This is a genomic window from Gemella bergeri ATCC 700627 (genome assembly GCF_000469465.1).
Lineage (GTDB): Bacteria > Bacillota > Bacilli > Staphylococcales > Gemellaceae > Gemella > Gemella bergeri.
On record NZ_KI271865.1, the window covers coordinates 13042 to 34653 of the forward strand.

The 21612-nt window shown below is 31.6% G+C and carries 21 protein-coding genes; 8 read left to right on the plus strand and 13 right to left on the minus strand.

Going from position 1 to position 21612, the window contains the following annotated elements:
* The 4 genes from HMPREF1983_RS06185 to HMPREF1983_RS06200 all read right to left on the minus strand — a co-directional run.
* On the minus strand, nt 1-1689 hold a 1689-nt coding region (locus tag HMPREF1983_RS06185; protein WP_021753446.1), incomplete at its 3' end, for a Cna B-type domain-containing protein.
* 415 nt (nt 1690-2104) lie between these two features.
* Complete coding sequence (locus HMPREF1983_RS06190; protein WP_040461196.1) at nt 2105-2851, minus strand: DeoR/GlpR family DNA-binding transcription regulator; 747 nt, start codon at nt 2849-2851, stop codon at nt 2105-2107.
* Between the two features lie 20 nt (nt 2852-2871).
* A complete protein-coding gene (locus HMPREF1983_RS06195) occupies nt 2872-3432 on the minus strand; it encodes an RDD family protein (protein ID WP_021753448.1) in 561 nt (186 codons plus the stop codon).
* A gap of 9 nt (nt 3433-3441) precedes the next feature.
* On the minus strand, nt 3442-4158 hold the full coding sequence (locus tag HMPREF1983_RS06200) for a YebC/PmpR family DNA-binding transcriptional regulator (RefSeq protein ID WP_021753449.1): 717 nt from the start codon (nt 4156-4158) through the stop codon (nt 3442-3444).
* Between the two features lie 436 nt (nt 4159-4594).
* On the opposite strand from HMPREF1983_RS06200, the gene HMPREF1983_RS06205 reads away from it, so the two are divergent.
* From HMPREF1983_RS06205 to HMPREF1983_RS06230, 7 genes are all read left to right on the plus strand, one after another.
* Nucleotides 4595-5395, plus strand: a complete 801-nt coding sequence (locus HMPREF1983_RS06205) for a DUF1444 family protein (RefSeq protein ID WP_021753450.1) — start codon at nt 4595-4597, stop codon at nt 5393-5395.
* A gap of 25 nt (nt 5396-5420) precedes the next feature.
* Nucleotides 5421-6029 (plus strand): YtpR family tRNA-binding protein, encoded by a 609-nt coding sequence (gene ytpR / locus HMPREF1983_RS06210; protein ID WP_021753451.1) that lies wholly within the window; start codon nt 5421-5423, stop codon nt 6027-6029.
* A gap of 26 nt (nt 6030-6055) precedes the next feature.
* The gene (locus HMPREF1983_RS06215; RefSeq protein WP_021753452.1) at nt 6056-8416 is read left to right on the plus strand and encodes a hypothetical protein; all 2361 of its coding nucleotides are present in this window, start codon (nt 6056-6058) and stop codon (nt 8414-8416) included.
* Nucleotides 8417-8695: 279 nt separating this feature from the next.
* Nucleotides 8696-8890, plus strand: a complete 195-nt coding sequence (locus tag HMPREF1983_RS06220) for a hypothetical protein (protein ID WP_021753453.1) — start codon at nt 8696-8698, stop codon at nt 8888-8890.
* 17 nt (nt 8891-8907) lie between these two features.
* Nucleotides 8908-9120 (plus strand): DUF2922 domain-containing protein, encoded by a 213-nt coding sequence (locus HMPREF1983_RS06225; protein WP_021753454.1) that lies wholly within the window; start codon nt 8908-8910, stop codon nt 9118-9120.
* An 11-nt stretch (nt 9121-9131) separates the two neighbouring features.
* The gene (locus tag HMPREF1983_RS07735) at nt 9132-9314 is read left to right on the plus strand and encodes a YvrJ family protein (RefSeq protein WP_162790162.1); all 183 of its coding nucleotides are present in this window, start codon (nt 9132-9134) and stop codon (nt 9312-9314) included.
* A 2-nt stretch (nt 9315-9316) separates the two neighbouring features.
* Nucleotides 9317-9997 carry a CHAP domain-containing protein gene (locus tag HMPREF1983_RS06230; RefSeq protein WP_021753456.1) on the plus strand — a complete coding sequence of 227 codons (681 nt, stop codon included), beginning with the start codon at nt 9317-9319 and terminating at the stop codon, nt 9995-9997.
* A gap of 91 nt (nt 9998-10088) precedes the next feature.
* Here the strand turns inward: HMPREF1983_RS06230 and HMPREF1983_RS06235 are convergent, their stop codons facing one another.
* The 7 genes from HMPREF1983_RS06235 to HMPREF1983_RS06260 all read right to left on the minus strand — a co-directional run bounded on the left by HMPREF1983_RS06235 (nt 10089) and on the right by HMPREF1983_RS06260 (nt 17214).
* Nucleotides 10089-12035, minus strand: coding sequence for a PTS fructose transporter subunit IIABC (locus HMPREF1983_RS06235; protein WP_021753457.1), 1947 nt, complete (start codon nt 12033-12035; stop codon nt 10089-10091).
* A 17-nt stretch (nt 12036-12052) separates the two neighbouring features.
* A complete protein-coding gene (locus HMPREF1983_RS06240) occupies nt 12053-12970 on the minus strand; it encodes a 1-phosphofructokinase family hexose kinase (protein ID WP_021753458.1) in 918 nt (305 codons plus the stop codon).
* The gene (locus tag HMPREF1983_RS06245) at nt 12955-13725 is read right to left on the minus strand and encodes a DeoR/GlpR family DNA-binding transcription regulator (protein ID WP_021753459.1); all 771 of its coding nucleotides are present in this window, start codon (nt 13723-13725) and stop codon (nt 12955-12957) included. Before HMPREF1983_RS06245 ends, HMPREF1983_RS06240 begins: the two co-directional genes overlap by 16 nt.
* A 190-nt stretch (nt 13726-13915) precedes the next feature.
* Entirely contained in the window at nt 13916-14638 is a 723-nt protein-coding gene (locus HMPREF1983_RS06250; protein WP_021753460.1) for a metallophosphoesterase, read from the minus strand.
* Nucleotides 14602-15012 carry a hypothetical protein gene (locus HMPREF1983_RS07965; protein ID WP_021753461.1) on the minus strand — a complete coding sequence of 137 codons (411 nt, stop codon included), beginning with the start codon at nt 15010-15012 and terminating at the stop codon, nt 14602-14604. Before HMPREF1983_RS07965 ends, HMPREF1983_RS06250 begins: the two co-directional genes overlap by 37 nt.
* A 174-nt stretch (nt 15013-15186) precedes the next feature.
* A complete protein-coding gene (locus HMPREF1983_RS06255) occupies nt 15187-15813 on the minus strand; it encodes a superoxide dismutase (RefSeq protein ID WP_021753462.1) in 627 nt (208 codons plus the stop codon).
* Nucleotides 15814-16020: 207 nt separating this feature from the next.
* Nucleotides 16021-17214 carry a dicarboxylate/amino acid:cation symporter gene (locus HMPREF1983_RS06260; RefSeq protein ID WP_021753463.1) on the minus strand — a complete coding sequence of 398 codons (1194 nt, stop codon included), beginning with the start codon at nt 17212-17214 and terminating at the stop codon, nt 16021-16023.
* A gap of 444 nt (nt 17215-17658) precedes the next feature.
* Here HMPREF1983_RS06260 and HMPREF1983_RS06265 point away from each other — a divergent pair, with 444 nt between their 5' ends.
* A complete protein-coding gene (locus HMPREF1983_RS06265; RefSeq protein ID WP_021753464.1) occupies nt 17659-18882 on the plus strand; it encodes a DUF805 domain-containing protein in 1224 nt (407 codons plus the stop codon).
* A gap of 376 nt (nt 18883-19258) precedes the next feature.
* On the opposite strand, the gene HMPREF1983_RS06270 is transcribed toward HMPREF1983_RS06265, so the two are convergent.
* Together HMPREF1983_RS06270 and HMPREF1983_RS06275 are read right to left on the minus strand one after the other, a co-directional pair.
* The gene (locus HMPREF1983_RS06270; RefSeq protein WP_021753465.1) at nt 19259-20185 is read right to left on the minus strand and encodes a DUF561 domain-containing protein; all 927 of its coding nucleotides are present in this window, start codon (nt 20183-20185) and stop codon (nt 19259-19261) included.
* Nucleotides 20186-20221: 36 nt separating this feature from the next.
* Entirely contained in the window at nt 20222-21208 is a 987-nt protein-coding gene (locus tag HMPREF1983_RS06275; RefSeq protein ID WP_021753466.1) for a YeiH family protein, read from the minus strand.
* Nucleotides 21209-21612: the final 404 nt, after the last annotated feature.

The following is a 21612-nucleotide window of genomic DNA, read 5'->3' on the forward strand; positions in this document are numbered from 1 at the left end:
ATCTTTTAGAATTTGGATTTTTGCTCCGGCAATTTCTTTTCCGCCTAAGTTTACTTTGCTGAACTGTACTTCTTTTTGTTCAGGTGTTGGTGGCGGCGGCAATAATTTGTTTGTTAAATTATAACCGTTTATTTCTTTTGTATATCCTGCTACAACTTCCTCATCTATTGTGTACTTAATTTCTTTTCCATCTTTGTATTTATCCAAGTTGTCAAAGCTGTATTTCCAGCCGTCTTGTTCTGTTACTTCTTTTGAAGCTACTTCTTTTCCGTCAGCTAGTAATTTTACTTTGATTTTTGTTGGACGTTTACCGTCTTGGTTATTGTTATCGTCCCAAGTTTTTGTTCCGACTATATTAACTTTTTCTGTTCCTTTTTTAGTATTTTTTATAACAAACCCATTTGTTGCATCTCCGGAAATTTCTTTTGTGTACCCCGGTGTATTTTCTTCGTCTACACTATATTGTATAATTTTTCCTGAAGAATTAGTTTTGGTTAAATTTGAAAATGTGTGACTCCAACCATTTGACTCCCTTAATTCTACCACTTTATCAGTAGGTTTTCCGTCTGCTAATAATCTAACTTTTACTTTATCTAATTTTTGACCTTCCCACTTTTTAGTGACTTTTACAGAAATTTCTGTAGGTTCTAATGTTTTACCTGTAAAATCTGTTCTATGTGATTCCGCAGTTACAATAATATCATTTGCGATTGTTGTTCCATTAAAATTTTGTGTTAAATCAACTGTCGCAAAAGGTGCAAGTATAATTCCTGTTACTGCTCTTGAATTATTAATTTTTCCACGGTATTGTCCGTCCGGTTGTGATGAATCGTAAAAGTTCCAAATAGTATTGCCATCTTGCCACGTTGTAACTTCTGCAATAGGCGCGGTTGTTCCATCTTTGTACTTAATTAAAGAACCCGGCATTGTAAAAGAAGTTTTTCCTTTCAAATCAACATTAAAAATTAATGTTCCATTTTTTCCTTTTTCAAAACCTTTTGCATCTACATTATATCCATTGTAGTTACCATCTGCTTTTAAATTATAAACATTAAGTCCACTTGGATTAGAGATTTCTACATATTGATTATTTTGATCTCCAAAATAACCTTTTGCATTTAAGTCCCCATATTGACGAAGTTTTTTATTGATAGCAATTGCTTTTTGTTTTTCAGACTCTATATTGATAAATTTTGTACTGGGAGTATCTTGCCAAAGTCCATTTGGATTATTAGATTTTCTCGGAAAATCCGCTTTTTGCCCGTTCAGAGCCCAAGCTTGCCCATTATCAGCGGTAGTAACCGTAATTTCTTGTCCTACAACCAATATTGATTGATTGTTTGAAGTCGATTTGAAACCTGATACCGGATTTTGGAGTTTTCTAATATAGCTGACTTCTTCAATTTCGTTAGTCCCAAAATTACTTTGGTATTTTAATGTATCTGTTAAAATATTACCATTGGTATGTGCCTTTGTTTCTACACTGTTAAACCCTACCAGATGAAATCCTCCCATTATTCCAAGAGGACCTTCTTTGTAATATTTAGTTTTTTGATATACCTTATCTGCGGTTACCGGTGTAACACCATTATCTGTATTTGCATTTATCTGTTTAATATTTCCAATAAAGGAAGAAAACAATAAAACTATCGATAAACAAAAAGATAAAAATACTTTAGTTTTTTTCATAGTTTGAACCTCACTTTGTAATAATATATATTGTATAAAAAGGTAGGATTTAATTTACAAGCAAATTTTTATATGTTACAATGCTTATATAATAGGTATATTAGTTTACAATATATTGATATAATTGAGTTTTCCGTTTTATTCTTTATACAATATTTTTAATATTTAAAATGTAAATTAAATCCTACTTTAATATACAGTTTTCTATTCTTTATAATAATTCTCCACTGCTATAAAGACGAAATAATTCTTTTGTTTTTGAATATCGTAACAATATAGAACAGGTTTAATAAAAGGTTTAAAAAAAGCAGAGAAACTAACCGGAATGGCTAATTTTTCTGCTTTTTTTAAAGTTTGTATATTTTATTGTTTAATAGTTGAAGATAAAATATATCTTTTTGTAATTAAATTGTAATTAAATAATTTCCACTTCTTTTTTATACTGATCTTTAATATTTTCGTCCAATATGTTATCAGTTATTATCGCTGTTAAGTCTTTTAAGCGATAAAAAGAATAGAAAGCATGAGTGGAAAATTTACTGTGATCCGCTAAAACATAGCGTTCAGTCGCATTGTTCAGTATAGTGTCATTGCAACGTCCTTCTTCTTCATCGGAAATTGTAACTTTTTCCAAATCAATACCGTTCACTCCTACAAATGCCTTATTGACACTTATTTTACTAAGGGCATCTTGTGTAAAATAACCTACAAAACCTTTTGTTTTAGGGCGATACCTTCCGCCAATAAAAATTAAATCACATGAATTATTATCTTTAAATTGCTCAAAAACTGTAATGGAATTAGTTACTATGTTAATGCTTTTATCTTGTAAAAATTCCGCTAAGTAACTCGTTGTACTTCCTGCGCCTATAAAAATTGTTTCGTTATTTTTTATAATATCCGCTACTTTTTTAGCAATTTGCTTTTTTTCATCAACATTTATCAGAATTTTTTTGTTGTAATTATCTTCCTGATAAAAATTTTTGGGTTTTAGCTTTGCACCGCCATGAATACGAGTTAAATGACCGTAATCTTCCAGTTCTTGCAAATCACGCCTTACAGTCATCTCCGTAACTTTCATATCATAAGCGAGTTTACTGACTCTGACTAAATGTTTTTTCTTTAATTCTTCCAGTATATAAGCATGTCTATCTATTTTCATCATATAACACCTCTAAAGAATTATTTTTGGGATATTTCCACAACCCTTGTCTGCAATAATTTATCGTGTAATAATGTAATATTGTCTTGTTTTTCAAATAATTTTTTATATAAACCGTGTGCTAAAATAACAGGTACACATATCCAACCTAGTACAATTTTAATCAAAAATTCTCTTATAATATATTTTGAAAATTCTACTTTTTGATTATTTATCGGAACCATACGAATTTTTAGTAATTTTTTCCCAATAGTCTGTCCTTGCCATTTATTTGGTAAATAACCGAACAACAGTAAAGCGTAGACGACAATCGCCAGCATCATATACATTGCATTTCTTTCATTTTCAGCACCACCTACTTGGCGTAAATTTAATGTTGTAAAATGAAATAATCCTGCTATTGGTACATAAGTTAATAAATCTATTGCATAAGCAATAACTCTTTTTCCACTTTTAGCATTTTCGTTTACTATATCCGGAAAATCTTTTGCTAAAGATCTTGTTGTTTCTGTAGAAAAAGTTGGTTTTACATTTCTATCATTATAGCTGTATGAACTATTTTTCTTTATTTTTTTTACCATCGCTAACCTCTAATCCAAGTTAACATTGTGGTATACTTGTTGAACATCGTCACAATCATCAAGCATATCCAACATACGTTCAAATTTTACCCTGTCTTCTTCGGTTAATGTTACTTCATTTTGTGGAATCATAGAAATTTCAGCTACTTCAAATTCTTCTATTCCGGCAGATTTTAACGCTTCTTGAATTTCGTGGAAGTTTTCAGGTTCTCCGTAAACGAGTGCCAATCCTTCTTCTTCAACGATATCACGTGCATCAATATCCGCTTCCATCAAGATTTCTAACAATTCATCTGCACTTTTATCGGCGACACCGATAACAGCCGTATTATCAAACATATAATTCACAGAACCCGTCACGCCTAAATTACCGCCATTTTTACCTAAAGCCGTACGAACTTCCGCCGCAGTACGATTAACATTATTGGTAAGCGTATCAATAATAATCATTGTTCCGCTTATGCCAAACCCTTCATAACGAAGCTCATCGTAGTTTTCCTCACTGCCACCTTTAGCCTTTTCTATAGCTCGGTCAATAATATTTTTAGGAACACGATAAGTTTTAGCACGCTCCAAAACAACTTTTAAATTTCTGTTGCTTTCGGGATCCGGCTCACCACTTTTTGCGGCTTGGTAAATCTCTCTTCCGAACTTTGCATAAATTTTACTGGTATTCGCATCTTTTGCCGCTTTTTTTTCCTTAATGTTATTCCATTTACGACCCATAATAATTCTCTCTTTCTATTATTTTAAATTTTCTTTAGTAGATTATAGTTTTTTAATAATCACATTGTATTTTATTTTATAAACATTCTCAAACATCATCGTTAAATAAAATTTTCATACTAAACAACACTGAAAATATTAAATCTAATATTGATGTGAAACAATGTTATACACCTCTCTATATTACAATATTTATTATAGTTTTTCAACACTTTAATTATTGTTTATTTAAACAAAATCGCAACCCTAAACTAAATTTAAAAATTTATAATCTTTTTATTTAAAATATTGTAATAATCTTTTTTATACTCACCCTTAAAAATTTATCTTTTTATTAAATTCTAATTTTATAGACTGACCTCTTTGTTAGTATTGCTTGCTTGTTGTATTTTATGATATAATTAAATAGCCATATTATAAGTTAATAGGGGGCGTTATGTCTTATACAAGAGATTATATTTTAGAAAAAATTTTAGAAAAATTACCTGAAATTAAAATTTATGAACGTAAGTTGAATGAAAAAAGTATTTTTATTTTAGATTATAATGGGCATAAGGCTAAGGTTGATATCGATAATTTTGTAAAAAGACTAAATAATGATAAAACAAAAATCAGTAATAAAAAATTTGAAGAGTTTCTTTACCATCTTGAACAGAATTTTATCTCTCAAAACAAAATTACTCAAAATGAACTAGTCAAAGAAGATATTTTTAAAAAAATATATCCCGTTATCAGATCCGCCGGTTTTAATAAAGATAATAAGGCAGATTTGATTAAATTCAGTCACACCAATGAAACGGCTATATACTTAGCTTATGATTTTGATACAGGGTATAAATTATTAAATAAAGACATACTGAAACAGCTAAATACAAATAAAGAAACCTTACTGGAGATTGCAGAAAGTAATTTGGAAAAATTACCGTTAAAATTCAATACGGACATTGTAGCAGGTAATACATTTTATTTTTTAAATGCTAAAGACGGTTATGACGGTGCCAGAATTCTTGATAAAAAAGTTCTTAATTATTTTTATGACAAAATTGGCGGTGAATATTATTTAGGATTACCTCATCAGGATGTTCTCGTTATAGCTGATATAAAAAATAAAAAAGGGTTGGAGATTTTACAAAAAATGATGGTTCATTTTTTTACCGAAGGGTTAGTTCCTATTACAACAATTACTTTTAAATATGACGGTAGTAATATCGAAAGTTTGTTTATATTTATAGAATAAAAAAAATAATTTAGGAGATTGTATTATGTTATTTTTTTACAATAAAAAAATGTTAGGTGAAACACTATTAATTACTATTAGAAATGAAGACGTAGTTACTTTTGAAAATAAAAAAAATATTGCACTGATTAGAGATAAGGATAATATCCTTGTCGGGTTGAATATTTTTAATGTTGAAAATTTAAAATTATCCGGAGAAGGCAGTATTGATCTTACTGAGGAACAAAAAGAAAAACTTCAAGCTCGTCTTGAAAAAAACGGTATTAAAATTGATTTGGAAGGAAATAATGATGATTATTTCGTCGTTGGAGAGGTCCTTACAAAAGAAAAGCACCCCGATGCCGATAAATTATCAGTAACTACGGTCAAAGTTTCAGATGCTGAAGTGTTACAAATTGTTTGTGGTGCACCTAATGTTGATGTGGGACAAAAAGTTGTAGTTTCTCTAATCGGTGCTATGTTACCAAGCGGGTTATTGATTAAAAAATCTAAACTTCGTGGTGTCGAATCTGACGGTATGCTTTGTTCTCGTAGAGAATTGGGACTATCTTATGAAGAAGGAGTAAAAGGTATCTTAATTTTGGATAAAAATATTGAAGTAGGAACTCGTTTTAAGGACTTAAATCTAAAATAAAACTGTAGATAAGGAGGAGCAGTATTATGGTAAACTGGAAAAAATGGTTTTCAGAAGAAGATGAAGACACTGTTTTTGAAGAAAAAAAGGTAAAAGAGGATAACGAATTTGATATAGAGTTTGCTGATGACGAGGGAGAAATTTTTTCTAAAAATAAAGATACATTATCTGATGAAGATACTGGTGAAGATGATTTTTATTTAGAAGATTATGAAGTTTCCGAAGACAATGAAGATAACCATATTCGTGCTAAGAAGAAAGTTAGTTTTTTTGATAAATTAAAAAATCTATTCAGTACAAAAGATCAGGTTGCTTATGATGATGAAGATGAGACTTTACCGGAAGAATTTGACGATATTAAAAAAGATGAAAAGACGGAAGATTATAAGACTTATTTAGAACGTCAGAAAAAAGAAACTACGCAACCGAAAAATGATATTCAGGCTGAAGAAGATGACGTTCAAGAACAAGGTGGCTTTTTAAACAGTTTGAAAAAGTTAAAGGATAAACTTTTCGCTGTTTCTGATAAAGATATTGAAAAAGAAGAGTTGGATACTATCCTTGATGATTTCGAAGAAGAAAATACTAAAGCGGGAGATGTAGAACAAGAAACTTTAGAAGAAGAATTTGAAACAATTCAAAAAGATGTCGTTAATGATGAAGTAATACCGGAACATTTCGATGAAGCGGAAAAAACGGATACTCAAAATTTAAGTTTGACATTGAGAAAACTTGGAGTTGATGACGCTGAAATGAAAGATGTTGATATTTTTGCTGATAAAACCGAAAGAAGAACACATCCTACACTTGCAGCTGTAAGAACTAAACGACTTAAACAAGATCATGAAATGGATAATCTAAGTACCGATTTGATTCTTGAAAAAGACAGCAAAGAATTTAAAGAAAATATCACTCCCAAAATAGCAGATATCGTTGAAGACACCTATTCTGAACAAATAAAACGTAATTCTAAACATCAGGAAGAACGCAATCAACTAAACTCGGATTTTAATACAATCACTAGAAAAGAAGATAGAGTTACTTCTAACATACCTTTAACAAAAAAAGATGATGATAAGTTGGAGAAAATCTTCTCCGATATTAAAGAAAAAGAAGAAAAAACAAAAGAAAAGTTAGTAGAAGATATTGATGTAAGAGAGTTGGAATCTGTAGAAGATCGTCGTGAAAAATTAAAATATACAAGTGTTGATGATGTATTGGAAGGTTCAGAGGATTTATTTGAAGATGACATCGATCGTACCAGCAAAAAAACTATTGGTGAAAATTTTGAAAAAGAGAATCAGCTACCTACCGAAGATATAATGAATTTTAGAAAAGATGTTTACCCAAAAACCGAAGAAGAACCGGAGAAAACTGAGCTGGATAATTTAATTGTTAGTGAAAACATAGATCTGGCTGCTAAAAAAACAAAAACTCTTTCTGAAATTGAAAAATTAAATTCTAATTTAGCAGAGTTGAAAAAAGAAAATACGGTTGAAGTAAGTGATACTAAAAAACAAATTTCAGATGAAGAGCTTATTCAAAGGGCTGCCCATATAGAAGATATTGAAATTGAAGACTATGATGAAATAAAAAATTCTTCTAAAGATATTTTAGCGGATTATAGTGATTATCATTTGGACGAAGATGAAATAAAAGAACTTCAAAAACAAAATAAAATTGAAACTTACGCTGATGATATGGATATTGACAGTCTAACACGTGAAGTAGCACCGAGTGTGAAGAGTGTTAATCTAAATAACGATATTGATAAATTTGTTGAAGAAAAAACAATGCCGGCGAAAACAAAAGTTTCTACAGCTGAACAAATCGAAACAGCAGAAAAAACTGAAGATACGGAAAATAAAGAGGAAGATATTGAACGTGGTATTGAATATACCGAAAAACTTTACAGTAATGAAGTGGACGATTATTTTAAAAAACCTAAAGGGTATACTTTAGGGGAATATAAAACTGTAGATAGAGGCTATAGACCTGTTAGTAAGGAAAAAATCGAAAATAATCAGAAAATACTGGAGGCTATTTTTGAAAAATATTCTTCTAATAATCTGACACCTTCAAAAAAATCGGTAACTGCTACAATAATGGAAACAAATACTATTACTCCCAAGGCACCGGTAGGGAAATTTAAACCTACGCCTGTCTATTCTTCTGTGTATGGCTCAGGTCCTAGAAATGCTATTCATAGTAATTCTACCAAAAGAACGGCAAAATCTAAATTATCTCAAAAGAAAGAAGAAAAATCAAAATTAGCAGATGCGAATCTTTATAAAGAAATTGCTTCTCAAGAAGAAACTGTTTGGAATATCGGATCAGAAAAGCGTGTTCCAAAAAATAAAGTAAAAAACAAAAAAACAAAAAAATAACTTTTCCAATTTTAAATGATTGACCTAAAAACTGGAAATCTTAATAAAATTTTCTTAATTAGTAGTTAGGTGCAGAAAATCAAAAATTCTCTTTAAAGAGCTTTTCTTAAATCTAATGAATTGTACGGAAACGACTTATTAAAATCAATTTTTAATGAAATTACGATTTTTGAGTCGTTTCTTTTTTTATTTTTGGGAATTTTTTATTTTTAGTACGATATATATAATGTCAGAGGCCAAAGACACAAAATATATTTTAAATAAAAGGAGATTTTAAAAATGAAAACACTTAAAAAAACTTTGCACCTTAACTATTCAGTTCCAAAAGGTGAAAAAACTGTTCAAAAAAGTTACAACTTTGAAGCAAATATCAATATTGAAGATTCTGTGCTTAAAGAAGTAGGTGACGAACTTTCTAAATTAGTTGAAAAAAATATTGAGAATGTATCGCTTACTACCACTGCACTAATATAATATGAAGGAGATTTATTATGGAAAAAACATTAATTTTAGATTTTATTACTGAAGAAAAAAAAAGTTACCGTGTGAATATTAATCACCCTAAAGATAATTTGAATAAAGCTGCTGTTGAACCTGTAGCTCAAAAAATTATTGACAGCAAAGTGTTTAATAGTGATAAACGTGTTCTTACTTCTTTAAAAAAAGTTGCTTATGTAACTCGTGAAGAAGCTGTCTTAGAGTAGTAGGGAGGTTGGTGTGGCAAACGTCACACCTTTTTATTATGGATATATTAAATTTTATTAATACTGTCGGTTTCCCGATTTTTGTTGCTGTATTTTTCTTGGTTAAACTTGATAAAACTTTACAAAATATTGGCAACAGTGTCGATGAACTTACTAATATTATTAAAGAAAGATTGCTTTCTAAGGGGGAATAAGTATGGCAACTAAAGAAGAAATGATTAATTGGGCGAAAGATTGCGTTTATCGCTGGATTGATATTGACGGTTATTATGGAGCACAATGTGTTGATTTAACTATGGCTTATACTAAAATATTCGGCGGATACCAAATGTACGGCAATGCCCTTGATTACTTAAAAAATCCTATTCCTAAAAATTGGACAAGATATTCTGCAAAAGAAGAAAAAATTTCTGCCGGAGATATTGCTATTTGGCAGTGGAGTGCTAATGATATTTTTGGACACGTCGGTATTGTAATTTCTGTCAGTAATAACCTTATAACCTCGGTTGAACAAAATGTTGACGGTACGCCGGAACGTGGTGGAGTTGCTAGAATTAAAACTCGTGATAATGCCCATTTGGTAGGTTTTATTCGTCCGTTTTATGATGAAAGTCATAAGTGGGAATTAAAAAGTGAAAACGGAAAATTTACCGTTCTTGTTACTTCCATTAATGTTCGAGTTAAACCCAGTGTTACAGCAAAAATAGTAGCCGATTATTCGCAAGGCGAGATTATCTATTATGATAATTATGTTATTAATGAGGGTTTTATCTGGATTAGCTATATTTCTTTCAGCGGCGAACGTCACTATGTAGCAACCGGAACGCATGATGGAAACAAACGTACAAGTAGCTGGGGCGAATTTAATGAGCAGTAATAATTAGCGAAAATTTTTGAAAGTAGCTAATTTGATAGTATAAAAAACCAAGATTAGAGAAATGTAATTCTCAAAATCTTGGTTTTATTTTCTATTTTTTTGTCTTTTTACCATAACTTAATGAAAGTATTAATAATACCGCTCCTAATATTGAAGCTATTATTAAAGCCAGCAAGTACATTTGCCAATTACTTACCGCTCCGGCAATTATAGCAAAAATACCGCCGTGAGGTGCTTTTGATACTGCACCGAATGTCATACTTAACGCTCCTGCTACCCCACTGGAAATAAACAATGGTGGGATAACACGTGCCGGATTGCTTGCAGCAAACGGTATTGCTCCTTCGGTAATAAATGATAAGCCCATTACGTAGTTTACCAATGCTCCACTACGTTGTGACGTTGGCCAAATATTTTTATTAATTGTCGCTGAGACTGCTATTGCTAACGGTGGAACCATACCACCTATCATTACAGCCGCCATTACATCACTACCTGCCGTACCTGCTGCTGTTACCAGTGCTGTTCCTGTTACATAAGATGCTTTATTGATTGGACCGCCCATATCTATAGCCATCATTGATGCTACAACAAATCCCAGAACAAATTTTCCGCTACCGTTAAGACTTTCGATAAAGTGTTTCAAACCTTCCATAACGCTTGCCATCGGTGCGTTGATTACATAGACCATTAATAATCCCATAATAAGTGACCCGAGAATTGGAAATAGGAAGATAGGTTTAATACCGTCTAATGAACGTGGCATCCAGCTAAATGCCGCTTTTAATACTTGGATAATACCACCTGCTAAGAACCCCGCAACTAATGCACCTAAAAATCCTGACGGTGTATAAGCTAATAAATCAGATTTCAATCCTAAAATACTTGGGTCTGCTAATATACCGCCGATCATACCTACGATAAATCCGGGTCTGTCTGCAATACTGCGTCCGATAAATCCTGCCAATATTGGTAACATCATACTAAATGAAATTTTACCAAAATAGAATAATACTTCTGCTACTTTGTTATATGATGGGTCTTTTGGATCAAAGGCATTAATTCCCCAGAAAAATGATAGAGCGATTAGTATACCGCCTGCAACAACAAACGGCAACATATTACTAACACCTTCCATTAGGTGTTTGTAGGCTTTACGCCAAATTGTTTCATCACCGGTATTGTCCGGTGTATCCTCACTTGCTCCGTCATGAATGTAAATAGGAGCTTTACCGTCTAAAATTGTTTGAATTAATTCCTGCGGTTTGTTAATTCCATCCGCTACTTTTGTTATAATAGTCGGTTTACCTGCAAAACGTGCTACTTCAACTTTTTTATCCGCAGCTACGATAATACCTGCTGCACGACTAATATCATCTTTCGTCAATTTATTTTCAATACCGATTTGACCATTCGTTTCAACTTTAACTTCCAATCCCATTTCTTTTGCTGTTTCTTTAATTTTTTCAGCTGCCATAAATGTATGAGCAATACCTGTAGGGCATGCTGTTACAGCAATAATATAAGGTTTTTTCTCTGTTGATACTGTTTTTTGTTTTTCTTCTTTTTTTGGAGTTTCGGTTTTTGTTATAAAGTCGGTAAATACTTTTTCTACTTCTTCTTTTGTAGTTGCTTTATTTAAACCGTTTTTTACATCAATATCCATTAATGCTTGCGACAGTGAAGCTAACGCTTTTAAATGTTCATCAGCACCACTGTCCGGAGCGCAAATCATAAAAATATGGTTGGCAGGTTGACCGTCAAAACTTTCCCATTCAACACCGGTATCACTTTTCGCATAAATAATCATCGCTTTATTAAAATCTGCACTTTTAGCATGAGGAATAGCAATACTCTCACCGACACCTGTTGTTGATTGCTTTTCACGTGCCATTAAAGCATCATAAAAGTTTTTTTTGTCAGCGATAATATCTTTTTCAACCAATAATGTTGTAAGTTTATCCAATGCTTCTTGTTTGTTAGTTGCACTGAAATTAAATTGTATTAAGTCAAAATTTATAACATCTGTTAATTTCATCTTATTCTCCTTATAACTTATTTTATTTTCTTAACATTTATTTGCTCTACTACCGTTTCAATTAATTCTTTACTGCCTACACCAACCGAAAATGATGTAGCACCTCCTGCCGCAGAAGCATATTTTAACGCTATTTCATAATTTTTTGTTTTATTATATGTAGCAACAAACATAGCAAGCATACTATCACCTGCTGCCACTGTTGAAATAATATCTCCTTTGGCTACGTTAACCGAATAAACTTCATTATTTTCTGTAAGAAGTATTGCTCCTTTTGCTCCACGTGAAACAAGAACATTTTTCGCACCATGCTCTTTTAATTTTGTCGCATAAGTTAAAATATCTTTTTCGTTGGTAATCTCTACTCCGAACATTTCTCCCAGCTCAAATTCATTAGGTTTTACTACAAACGGTTTATATTGTAATGTTTCCAATACCAATTCTTTATTGCTGTCAACAACAAGTAAGGCACCTTTTTTTGAAATAGTTTTAGCAATGCGTTTAAAATCTTCGATATTCATACCGCTAATAACATTTCCTGATAGAAAAACGACATCATTGTCTGTTAGATTTTCTAATTTTGTAAAAAACTCTACGATATTTTTACTATTTACAGCACTACTTTGTCCATTTATTTCGGTTTCGGTTTCGGTTTTAAGTTTCATATTGATTCTTGTTACCCCGGAAGTTTCTACAAAATCATAATGAATACCTAGTTTATCCAACTCCGATTTTATAAAGTACCCTGTAAAACCTGCTACAAAACCAAGAGCCTCAGTTTCTACATTAACATTATTTAATAACATTGAAATATTAATTCCTTTGCCACCGACTACATATTGCGCTTCTTTTGTTCGGTTAAGTTTTCCAAGTTCGAAATTTTCAGCACTAACAAGCATATCGACAGCCGGATTAAGGGTTATTGTATAATACACGATTTATCCTCCTTTGTTTTTACTTCTATTATGTTGTCATATATTCTAAATTCTTCCGGAACGGAATACGATATTATCGTTACATCTTTTAAATCTGCAAATTTTTGAAATTTTCTATGTCCGAATTTTGTTTTATCAGCCAAGATGAATTTTCTTTTACTATTTCTTAAGGCTATTTGCTTAATAAATGCTTCACTCTCTTCGGCGGTAGTAAGACCGAACTTCGCATCTACACCGTTGCAACCGACAAAACACATATCAAAACTGTAATTTTCAAGTTGTTTTATTGCGGAATGACCGATTACAGCTTGTGTTGAGTGTTTAATTGTTCCACCTAAAATAATAGTATGGATCTTGTTATGTATTAATCTTGATAAGTGATAACTCGAATTAGTTACAACGGTAATTCTTTTATCACGAAGAAAATCAATTATTTCAAATGTTGAAGTTCCGGCATCAAGATAAATTGTCTGTCCGGATTCTATAATATTGTTTGCTATATATTTTGCAACTTCTTTTTTATCTTGAATATTTTCTGAACGTTTAATAACAACACTTTCTTCTAAACCGCGCGCTGATGTTTTTTTAGACGCACCGCCATGAGTTCTGTAAAGTAGATTTTTCTCTTCAAGTAAGGTCAGATCACGACGTACGGTTGCTTCTGACACCTCGAGTTTTTCTATTAATTCTTGAAGAGTAACAAAACCGTTTTTTTCTAATAACTCTAATATTTTATTGTGCCTTTCGTTTCTCATCAACTAATCTCCTTATTCTTCTTTTATTATATCTAATGTAATACAGTTGTACAATCTTTTTCAAGCAAAAACACTCAAAAACAATCATTTTGTAGATTGATTTTGAGTGTTTGTTTTGTTTTTCTTGAGTGTTTTTCATTATAAGGAACGTTTTATCTTGTAGTAAGTTAATATTTTAGTAAGTTTAACTTTATTTACTTTCTAAGTTTATTATCCAAACTTCTGAACGAGCGGTTGTTTTGAATGGTGGTCCCCAAAATCCGTAACCGCTTGTAGTAAAGAAGTGTTTATTATTGATTTTTTTATAACCATGGTCTAAAATATAAACCTTATCTGTTATATAATTAAACGGCCAAATTTGACCACGATGAGTATGTCCGGATAATTGTACGTCAATCGGTAATAAACTGTGTGCTTCTATGGCGTTCGGCTGGTGATCTATTAAAATTGTAGTCTTGTCGGCATCAACATTTTTTAATAAATCCATAGTTGTTAATCTATTTCTACTAACACTTCTATCCTTACGTCCGACGAGTGTTATATCATCAGTTAATTTTACGGTTTCATCCGCAAGAGTTTTTATCCCTGCTTTAGAAATTTCATTAATGATATCTTCCGTATTATGATCGTGATTTCCCATTACAGTATAAACACCGAGGGGAGCGTGAAGTTTGCTAAGCGTTTTTCCCATATTACGTTTTTTGTACATAACCATATCATCATCCATTATATCCCCAGCAATAATAACAACATCAGGTTTTTGTTCCTCTATTATTGTATTTAACTTTTCAAGTTGATCGTTACCAAAGAAAGTTCCGAGATGTAAATCAGCTACCATAGCGATTTTAAGCGGTTTTTCAAGATGTTTATCAACTTTTACAGTTTGATTTTTACTGTCGGTGAATATGCCCAAAATAATCCCAGTGCAGTCATGCCCAGTAAAAATATTCCTGTAAGTGTTAAACTTATGCCTTGCGATAAATTTATTTTAAATAATTTTAATATCCAATATAAAATAGTCAAAACAACTAGAGTAACAAAACCGTTACTAAAGTAGAAAAACCAAATATTTCCATAGTTTACAATAGGTGCCCCAAACCCCAGTATGTAACTCAATATCGAAAAATTGGCAACTGTAAACAATATTATACAAATCAAAAGTCTAACCTTTTGCGTTGTATATGGAGTTAACATCCATTTTAAACCAAACCAGAGAAGAAGTATCAAAAATTCATAAAAAACAGTGCCCCCTATAAATACGGCGAAAGTTTTCCAATTACCCAGCATAAAAAATCCTCCAAACTTAACTTGCTTTTCTAATAAAAATTAGGAGTTAGGTTGCCCTACTCCTAAAGTAACTAATAGTATAAAATAAGATGTTAAAATAAAGTTAAAAATTTTTTATTAAATTTAATAGAGGGAGAGTTAAAAATTAACTTCCAACTCTCCTTCTATAAATAACTATTTTTTAAAATATTCTAAACCGTTTGTTAAACGTTCATTTACATAGTCCCAATTTACGATGCGGAAAAATTCTCTAATATAATCCGGACGACGATTTTGGTAGTTTAAATAGTAAGCGTGTTCCCATACATCAAGACATAATAATGGATATAAACCGCTCAAATACGGACTGTCTTGATTAGCAGTTGAAGTTACTGCCAGTTTTCCTTCTTTATTCAGCACCAACCATGCCCAACCACTACCAAATCTTGTAGCCGCAGCGGTAGAAAAACTTTTTACAAATTCTTCATAACCGCCTAATTCAGCATCAATTTTTTCTTTAATTAATCCTGAAAATTCTGAGCTGTCTACTTTAGTTAAAGATTTCCAAAATAGTGAGTGATTGTGATGCCCGCCGCCATTATTTATTACAGCTTGACGAATATCGGTTGGAACTTTCTCTATGTTACGAAGTAAACCACAAACACACTTTTCTTCTAATTCCGGATGTTTTTCTAATGCCGCATTTAAGTTATTAACGTATGTAGCATGGTGTTTATCGTGATGAATTTCCATCGTTTTAGCATCGATAACCGGTTCTAAAAAATCAAATCCATAAGGTAATTCTGGTAATTTGAATGTCATTTTAAAATCCTCCTAAGGTAAACATTTATAGTTTAATTATATGAAAAAACTTAAAATTTAACAACAAACTTGCTTAATAAATATTTTTTTCACATTATTGGAAAAAGTATTTTAAATTATAGGAGGTTGCTTGACTAAAATCAACTTCCAACAAAATTACGAGTTTTGAGATGTAGTTCTTTATTCCTTTTATTTTGATATTATATTTTAAGTTGTTTTTTTCTTTTTAAATAATATTTGATTTAATTTATCCACTATTGCAGATAATGCACCGTCACCTGAAATATTACAAGCTGTTCCAAAGCTGTCTTGAGTAATATATAAAGCAATCATTAATGATAACATAATCTCATTAAATCCTAAAACTGACTGTAATAAACCAAGGGTTGCCATAACTGCACCGCCGGGGACACCGGGGGCGGCCACCATTGTTACTCCGAGAAGAATAATAAATTTAATCATTACTGCCGTTGTCGGAAATACCGCACCATGTTGCAGCCAGTAAACAGCTGTTGCACAAGTGGTTAATGTGATTGTGCTTCCTGATAAATGAATAGTAGCAAATAAAGGAATTGTAAAATTAGCAATATTTTTATCTACTCCCATATTTTTAGTGCTACGAAGTGTCACCGGAATAGTTGCTGCTGATGACTGAGTTCCTACTGCCGTCATATACGCCGGAATGATATTTACCAGCATTTTAAACGGATTACGCCCATTTACGGTTCCTGCAAGAGTATATTGAGCAAGAATAATGATAATATGTAAGACTAAAATTACAGCAAAAACAAAAATAAAGATTTTTAAGATTTTGAATACTTCACCTGAAGCGGTAATATTCATAAATACCCCTAGGATATACAATGGAAGTAACGGAATAATTACAACCGAAAGTAATTTTTCAATAATCTCGCCAAAATCATTAAATCCTTGTTTTAAACCTTCTGATTTTACGGCGGAAATACCGATTCCTAAAACAAATGAAATAATAAGTGCTGTTGTTACATCAAAAATAGGGTTCATTTTAAATTCGATATAACCTTTAAGCATTAGCTCTTCCGGATTTTGAAATGATTGTAGGGTTGCATTAGCCAATATGCCCGGAAGAACCAGTTTAGCCACTATAAAAGCGAACGTTCCCGCTATCAAAGTAGAAATATAAGCCACTCCGGTTGAAAGTCCCAGAAGTTTTCCGGCGTTATTTGATACTTGACTAATACCGGGGACAATAAATCCGACGATAATTAATGGAATAGTAAATCCTAAAAATGAACTGAATATTGATGAAAATGTAACGAATACTCGGATAATAGACGTTGGTAAAATACCCCCTAAAATAATACCTAGTGCTATAGCTGCTATCAATTTAACGAGCAATGGAATTTTTTTATAAATACTCATATACAAATCTCCTTTACAATTTATTGTATTTTCTAAAAAGACATATGTGTATTATACAAGAATTTTTCGACTTTGTAAAGGAAATAATCTCTAAAATAAGCCAATATTCTACAAATTTTATAAATAATACATAATAAACGGCGCAAAATTATTATTATATTATTAAAAATTTATTTCATAACCGCGCATTCGATTGATGTTTTACCTACAAATTAAAACTATTTAACTTCGATAATTGTTTTATAAAGTATAAAAAATATGTTTTAGAATAATAATGATATATTAAATTATTAAATTATATCGGACAATGTGCTTTTTTGATTAAATATTTTTATTATCCATAGTAAAAATCACTTTAGAAAAATCCTTGTTTTAATTGACTTATTTATATAGATATTATATCATTAGTATATTATTCCAAGTCTATTTTTTAAGGAGGATTTTATGATAGATCAAAGAAAAAAACACGTTACCTTTGGATCCGCTTTTAGTGATTTTTTTAAAGGTTTTGTAGATTTTAACGGTTATTCTTCACGTGCCGGGCATTGGTTTCCGGTTGGAACTATTCATGTTGGATTTTTAATTGTATTAATCGTATTTTTTTATAGTGTATTTGCTTCTTTTGCCGGAATTACATCTCGTGCTTATCGTAATTATGATTACTTTTCCGGTAATTCTTTCGCTGATGCGGCATCTACCGCAACTACCAGTATAGCAGTTATTTTTATTTTAATAGTTATAGGTATTATTATATTAATTCCTATAACAGCGAGCTATGCACGTCGCTTAAGAGATGTAGGTTTTACTAACTGGGGATTGGCTATTTTAATTGTATTGTTTTATTTATTAAATTACTTTACAATATATATAATATCATTTATTTATGTTATAGGATTTTTCTTCGTCCTAATGACATTACCTTCTAATGCACTTGAAACTAATAAAAATGATGATTTTATTAAATTTTTTGTAAGACAGACACCACAAGCTAAGGCGTACTACTCACAATTTGTTCAATATGATCAATTTGGTAATCCTATTCCAAACTTTAAACAAGGGGGACAATTTGACCAATTCGGTAATCCGATAAACCGTAACGCAGCTTACGATAGAAATAATCAAAATGCTCAAAGTTTTAATAACCAAAGAGGTCAAGGCAATTTTGCAAGCGGACAACCAAGACCTAATGGCCAAGGTGTTAATCCAAGATTTAATGGACAAAATTCTCAATACAATAATCAAGGGCAAAACTTTAATCATTCTCAGTTCAATGGAAATAGTCGAAACGCTAACCCTAATAATCAGGGTCAATTTAATGCCGACAGTAGAACAACTCAAGGATTTAATCCTAATCAAAACGGGCAAGCAAGTTTTAATTCTAATGAACAGATAAATCCTAATAATCAAGGAGAAAATCCTAGGTTTAATAACCAAAATGTAGAGTTTAACACACAAAAACAGGATTTTAACTCTAATAATAGTCAATTTAATACGGAAGAAAATGAAACTTCGCCTAAAGATGTTGATATTCAAAAAGAAGAGGTTAATGTTGAAGTGACATCAAGAGAAGAAAATTCTCAAAAAGCTGCTCAAATAAATTCAAGAAATGATCGTCTTCAAAAACGAAATACCGGAGATCAGGTAATATATAAACGTAGAAAAAAATAAATTTTAATATTAAAAGAGATTACTCAATTTAATGCTGAGTAATCTCTTCTTAACAGTTATTGTAATACTAATAAAGATTGAGAAATTATATATACAGTTTTAGTATATTATAATTAATCTAATTTTATTAAATATAATTTATTAACTGTTACTAACTAATTTTTTTTTCATATAGATATGTTTCTTATTTTAATTTTTTTATTAATTTGTAGACTATATATGCCTATAATAACTATTATTATACCGATTATAGCTACTAAAACATTAGCATAATTAACCATAACTTTAAGGTCTCCTTGTTACATAAATAGTGGGCTTAGATAAACGCAAAGTTTTTTTATTGTTACTTCTGTAGCGGTGAAGAAATATTGAAAACTTAAATTTTAGTTTTTTCTAAAACTTCCTTAGCTTCTTTAAATAATGTTTGTATAACTGTTTTAACCGGTTGTATTTCTTTAACTAATCCGGCGATTTGCCCCGACATAACAGATCCGTTTACTATATCTCCTTCATATGCTGCACGTCTTAAAGAACCGAGTGTTAATTCTTCAAGTTCCATTAAAGTGTCCGATTTTTCTTCTAATTCATGGTAACGCATTGTTAAGTCATTTTTTAAACAGCGAACAGGAGCACCGAATTTTGTACCTGTAAGTGTTGTTGATGTATCTGTTGCTGAGATAATTGCTTCCTTGTACTCTTTTGAGATCGGGCATTCATCAGTTGCTAAAAACAAGGTTCCGACTTGAATACCACTAGCACCAAGACAAAAAGCTGCAGCGACACCACGACCGTCACCTATGCCCCCTGCTGCGATTACAGGAATAGACACTGCACTGGTTACTTGCGGTACTAAGGACATTGTTGTAGTTTCACCTACATGACCGCCGGCTTCCATACCTTCTACTATTACAGCCGTCGCGCCTAAGTCTTCCATTTTTTTAGCAGTTTTTACTGAAGGGACTACAGGTATTACTTTAACGCCTGCTTCATTTAAACGAGGCATAAATTTTCTCGGTGTTCCTGCACCGGTAGTGACTATTTTGACGCCCTCTTCTATAAGAACGTCTATTAGTTCTTCAATATTAGGCATCATTAGCATTAAGTTAACGGCAAATGGTTTTGATGTTAATTTTTTACATTCTTTTATTTGAAATCTTAACTCTTCAGCCGTAATACCACCGGTAGCTAATACACCTAATCCGCCGGTGTTTGACACTGCACTGACTAATTCATATCTTGCTATCTGTGCCATGCCCCCTTGGATAATTGGATACTCAATATTTAAAACTTCTGTAATATTCATAAGTATTTCTCCTTTCAATATATTTTTATATATTTGTTAAAAAATAAATTTTGCGACCAAATAACAAACGCCCATTAAAATTACTGAAGATAAAAAGCACGCTGAAAATACTCTAAGACCACGTTTTTTTATTACAGTAAAATTCACACTCATGCCAAGTGCTGCCATTGCCATTCCGAGAAAGATATAAGCAACATCAACAAAATAAGGTGCTAACGGTTTTAGTATATTAACATAACTGCCTAAAATACTCATTAAGATAAATCCGATAATAAAATAAGGCATAGGCATTTTTCCGGTTTCTTTTTCTTTTGAACGAAGATTAATTACAACAAGAACACCAGCAACAACAATAAGCATTAAAACACGTGATAATTTAGCTAAAATAGCCGTATCCAGTGCAATTTGTCCACCGGCACCACCTGCTGCCACAGCGTGAGCTATTTCGTGAAGACTGCTTCCTGTAAAAATCCCGTACTCATAAGCGGAAAGTCCTAAATATGGTTTTAAAGTTACTTCAATAAGAGTGAAAATAGTTCCTAATATAGCAACTACCGCTACTGCAAGAACACTGTTTTCCGTTTTAGCACGTAGTTGAGAGCTTACACCCATAACGGCAGCAGCTCCACATATTCCGCAACCGCATGATGATAGTAGAGCAAGTTCTTTATCAACTTTAAAAATTCTGCATAAAACATAGGTAAGCACGATCATGAACAGTACGACGCAAAAAGCTAATAATAGAGTTTTTTTACCCTCAACAAGTAATTTATCCAGCGCCAATTTGAAACCTAATAAGATAATTCCCAGTCGTAAAAATTTATTACTAATAAATGGAATATCTTTTTTTGTCTGTTCTTTTAGCGAAGCGGATGTTTGCAGTAACATTCCTATTACTAGTGCTATTACCAAATGTCCGAATAATTTTAAAAATGATACATGAGCAAGCTGTTTAGCAATCATTGAAATAATAAACATTAAGACTAATGTCCAATAAAACCAAATACTTTTTAACCTTTCCATATAATCCTCCTTTTATTTTGCTTCTCTATATTTATTATACTAAGTTGATAGCATTATTTCAATATGATAGTGTAGTAAAATTACTTCTTTATTACGACATTATGTAATATAATGTATATATTATTTTACAAATATTTGAGCAATGGTTAGTAGTGGTATGGACGCCTAACAACTAATTCACTACGTGAATGGATTTTCCGGCTAGAATTTTAGCCAAGGTCTAAAATTCTCCAAGTAAAATGCTTTGGCATTTTTACTATTACCACTACAAACATTCCTATTAAGCTCGTTGCTGTTTATAGTGGTGGAATACTGGCTTCATCTGAGATTATAAGCTCAGGTGAACCATAAGAAATCCACTGCGTACGTTAGCGGTGGGAACTAAGAATTTCATCGTCACTACG

What these genes read in the sequence shown, in the direction of transcription:
- HMPREF1983_RS07965 (WP_021753461.1), bottom strand. Translation starts at nt 15,012, where the DNA reads ATGCTGGGTAATTGGAAAACTTTCGCCGTATTTATAGGGGGCACTGTT.
- HMPREF1983_RS06265 (WP_021753464.1), top strand. Translation starts at nt 17,659, where the DNA reads ATGATAGATCAAAGAAAAAAACACGTTACCTTTGGATCCGCTTTTAGT.
- HMPREF1983_RS06225 (WP_021753454.1), top strand. Translation starts at nt 8,908, where the DNA reads ATGGAAAAAACATTAATTTTAGATTTTATTACTGAAGAAAAAAAAAGT.
- HMPREF1983_RS06270 (WP_021753465.1), bottom strand. Translation starts at nt 20,185, where the DNA reads ATGAATATTACAGAAGTTTTAAATATTGAGTATCCAATTATCCAAGGG.
- HMPREF1983_RS06255 (WP_021753462.1), bottom strand. Translation starts at nt 15,813, where the DNA reads ATGACATTCAAATTACCAGAATTACCTTATGGATTTGATTTTTTAGAA.
- HMPREF1983_RS06190 (WP_040461196.1), bottom strand. Translation starts at nt 2,851, where the DNA reads ATGAAAATAGATAGACATGCTTATATACTGGAAGAATTAAAGAAAAAA.
- HMPREF1983_RS06230 (WP_021753456.1), top strand. Translation starts at nt 9,317, where the DNA reads ATGGCAACTAAAGAAGAAATGATTAATTGGGCGAAAGATTGCGTTTAT.
- HMPREF1983_RS06260 (WP_021753463.1), bottom strand. Translation starts at nt 17,214, where the DNA reads ATGAGTATTTATAAAAAAATTCCATTGCTCGTTAAATTGATAGCAGCT.
- HMPREF1983_RS06200 (WP_021753449.1), bottom strand. Translation starts at nt 4,158, where the DNA reads ATGGGTCGTAAATGGAATAACATTAAGGAAAAAAAAGCGGCAAAAGAT.
- HMPREF1983_RS06205 (WP_021753450.1), top strand. Translation starts at nt 4,595, where the DNA reads ATGTCTTATACAAGAGATTATATTTTAGAAAAAATTTTAGAAAAATTA.
- HMPREF1983_RS06195 (WP_021753448.1), bottom strand. Translation starts at nt 3,432, where the DNA reads ATGGTAAAAAAAATAAAGAAAAATAGTTCATACAGCTATAATGATAGA.
- ytpR (WP_021753451.1), top strand. Translation starts at nt 5,421, where the DNA reads ATGTTATTTTTTTACAATAAAAAAATGTTAGGTGAAACACTATTAATT.
- HMPREF1983_RS06220 (WP_021753453.1), top strand. Translation starts at nt 8,696, where the DNA reads ATGAAAACACTTAAAAAAACTTTGCACCTTAACTATTCAGTTCCAAAA.
- HMPREF1983_RS06245 (WP_021753459.1), bottom strand. Translation starts at nt 13,725, where the DNA reads ATGAGAAACGAAAGGCACAATAAAATATTAGAGTTATTAGAAAAAAAC.
- HMPREF1983_RS06235 (WP_021753457.1), bottom strand. Translation starts at nt 12,035, where the DNA reads ATGAAATTAACAGATGTTATAAATTTTGACTTAATACAATTTAATTTC.
- HMPREF1983_RS06275 (WP_021753466.1), bottom strand. Translation starts at nt 21,208, where the DNA reads ATGGAAAGGTTAAAAAGTATTTGGTTTTATTGGACATTAGTCTTAATG.
- HMPREF1983_RS06215 (WP_021753452.1), top strand. Translation starts at nt 6,056, where the DNA reads ATGGTAAACTGGAAAAAATGGTTTTCAGAAGAAGATGAAGACACTGTT.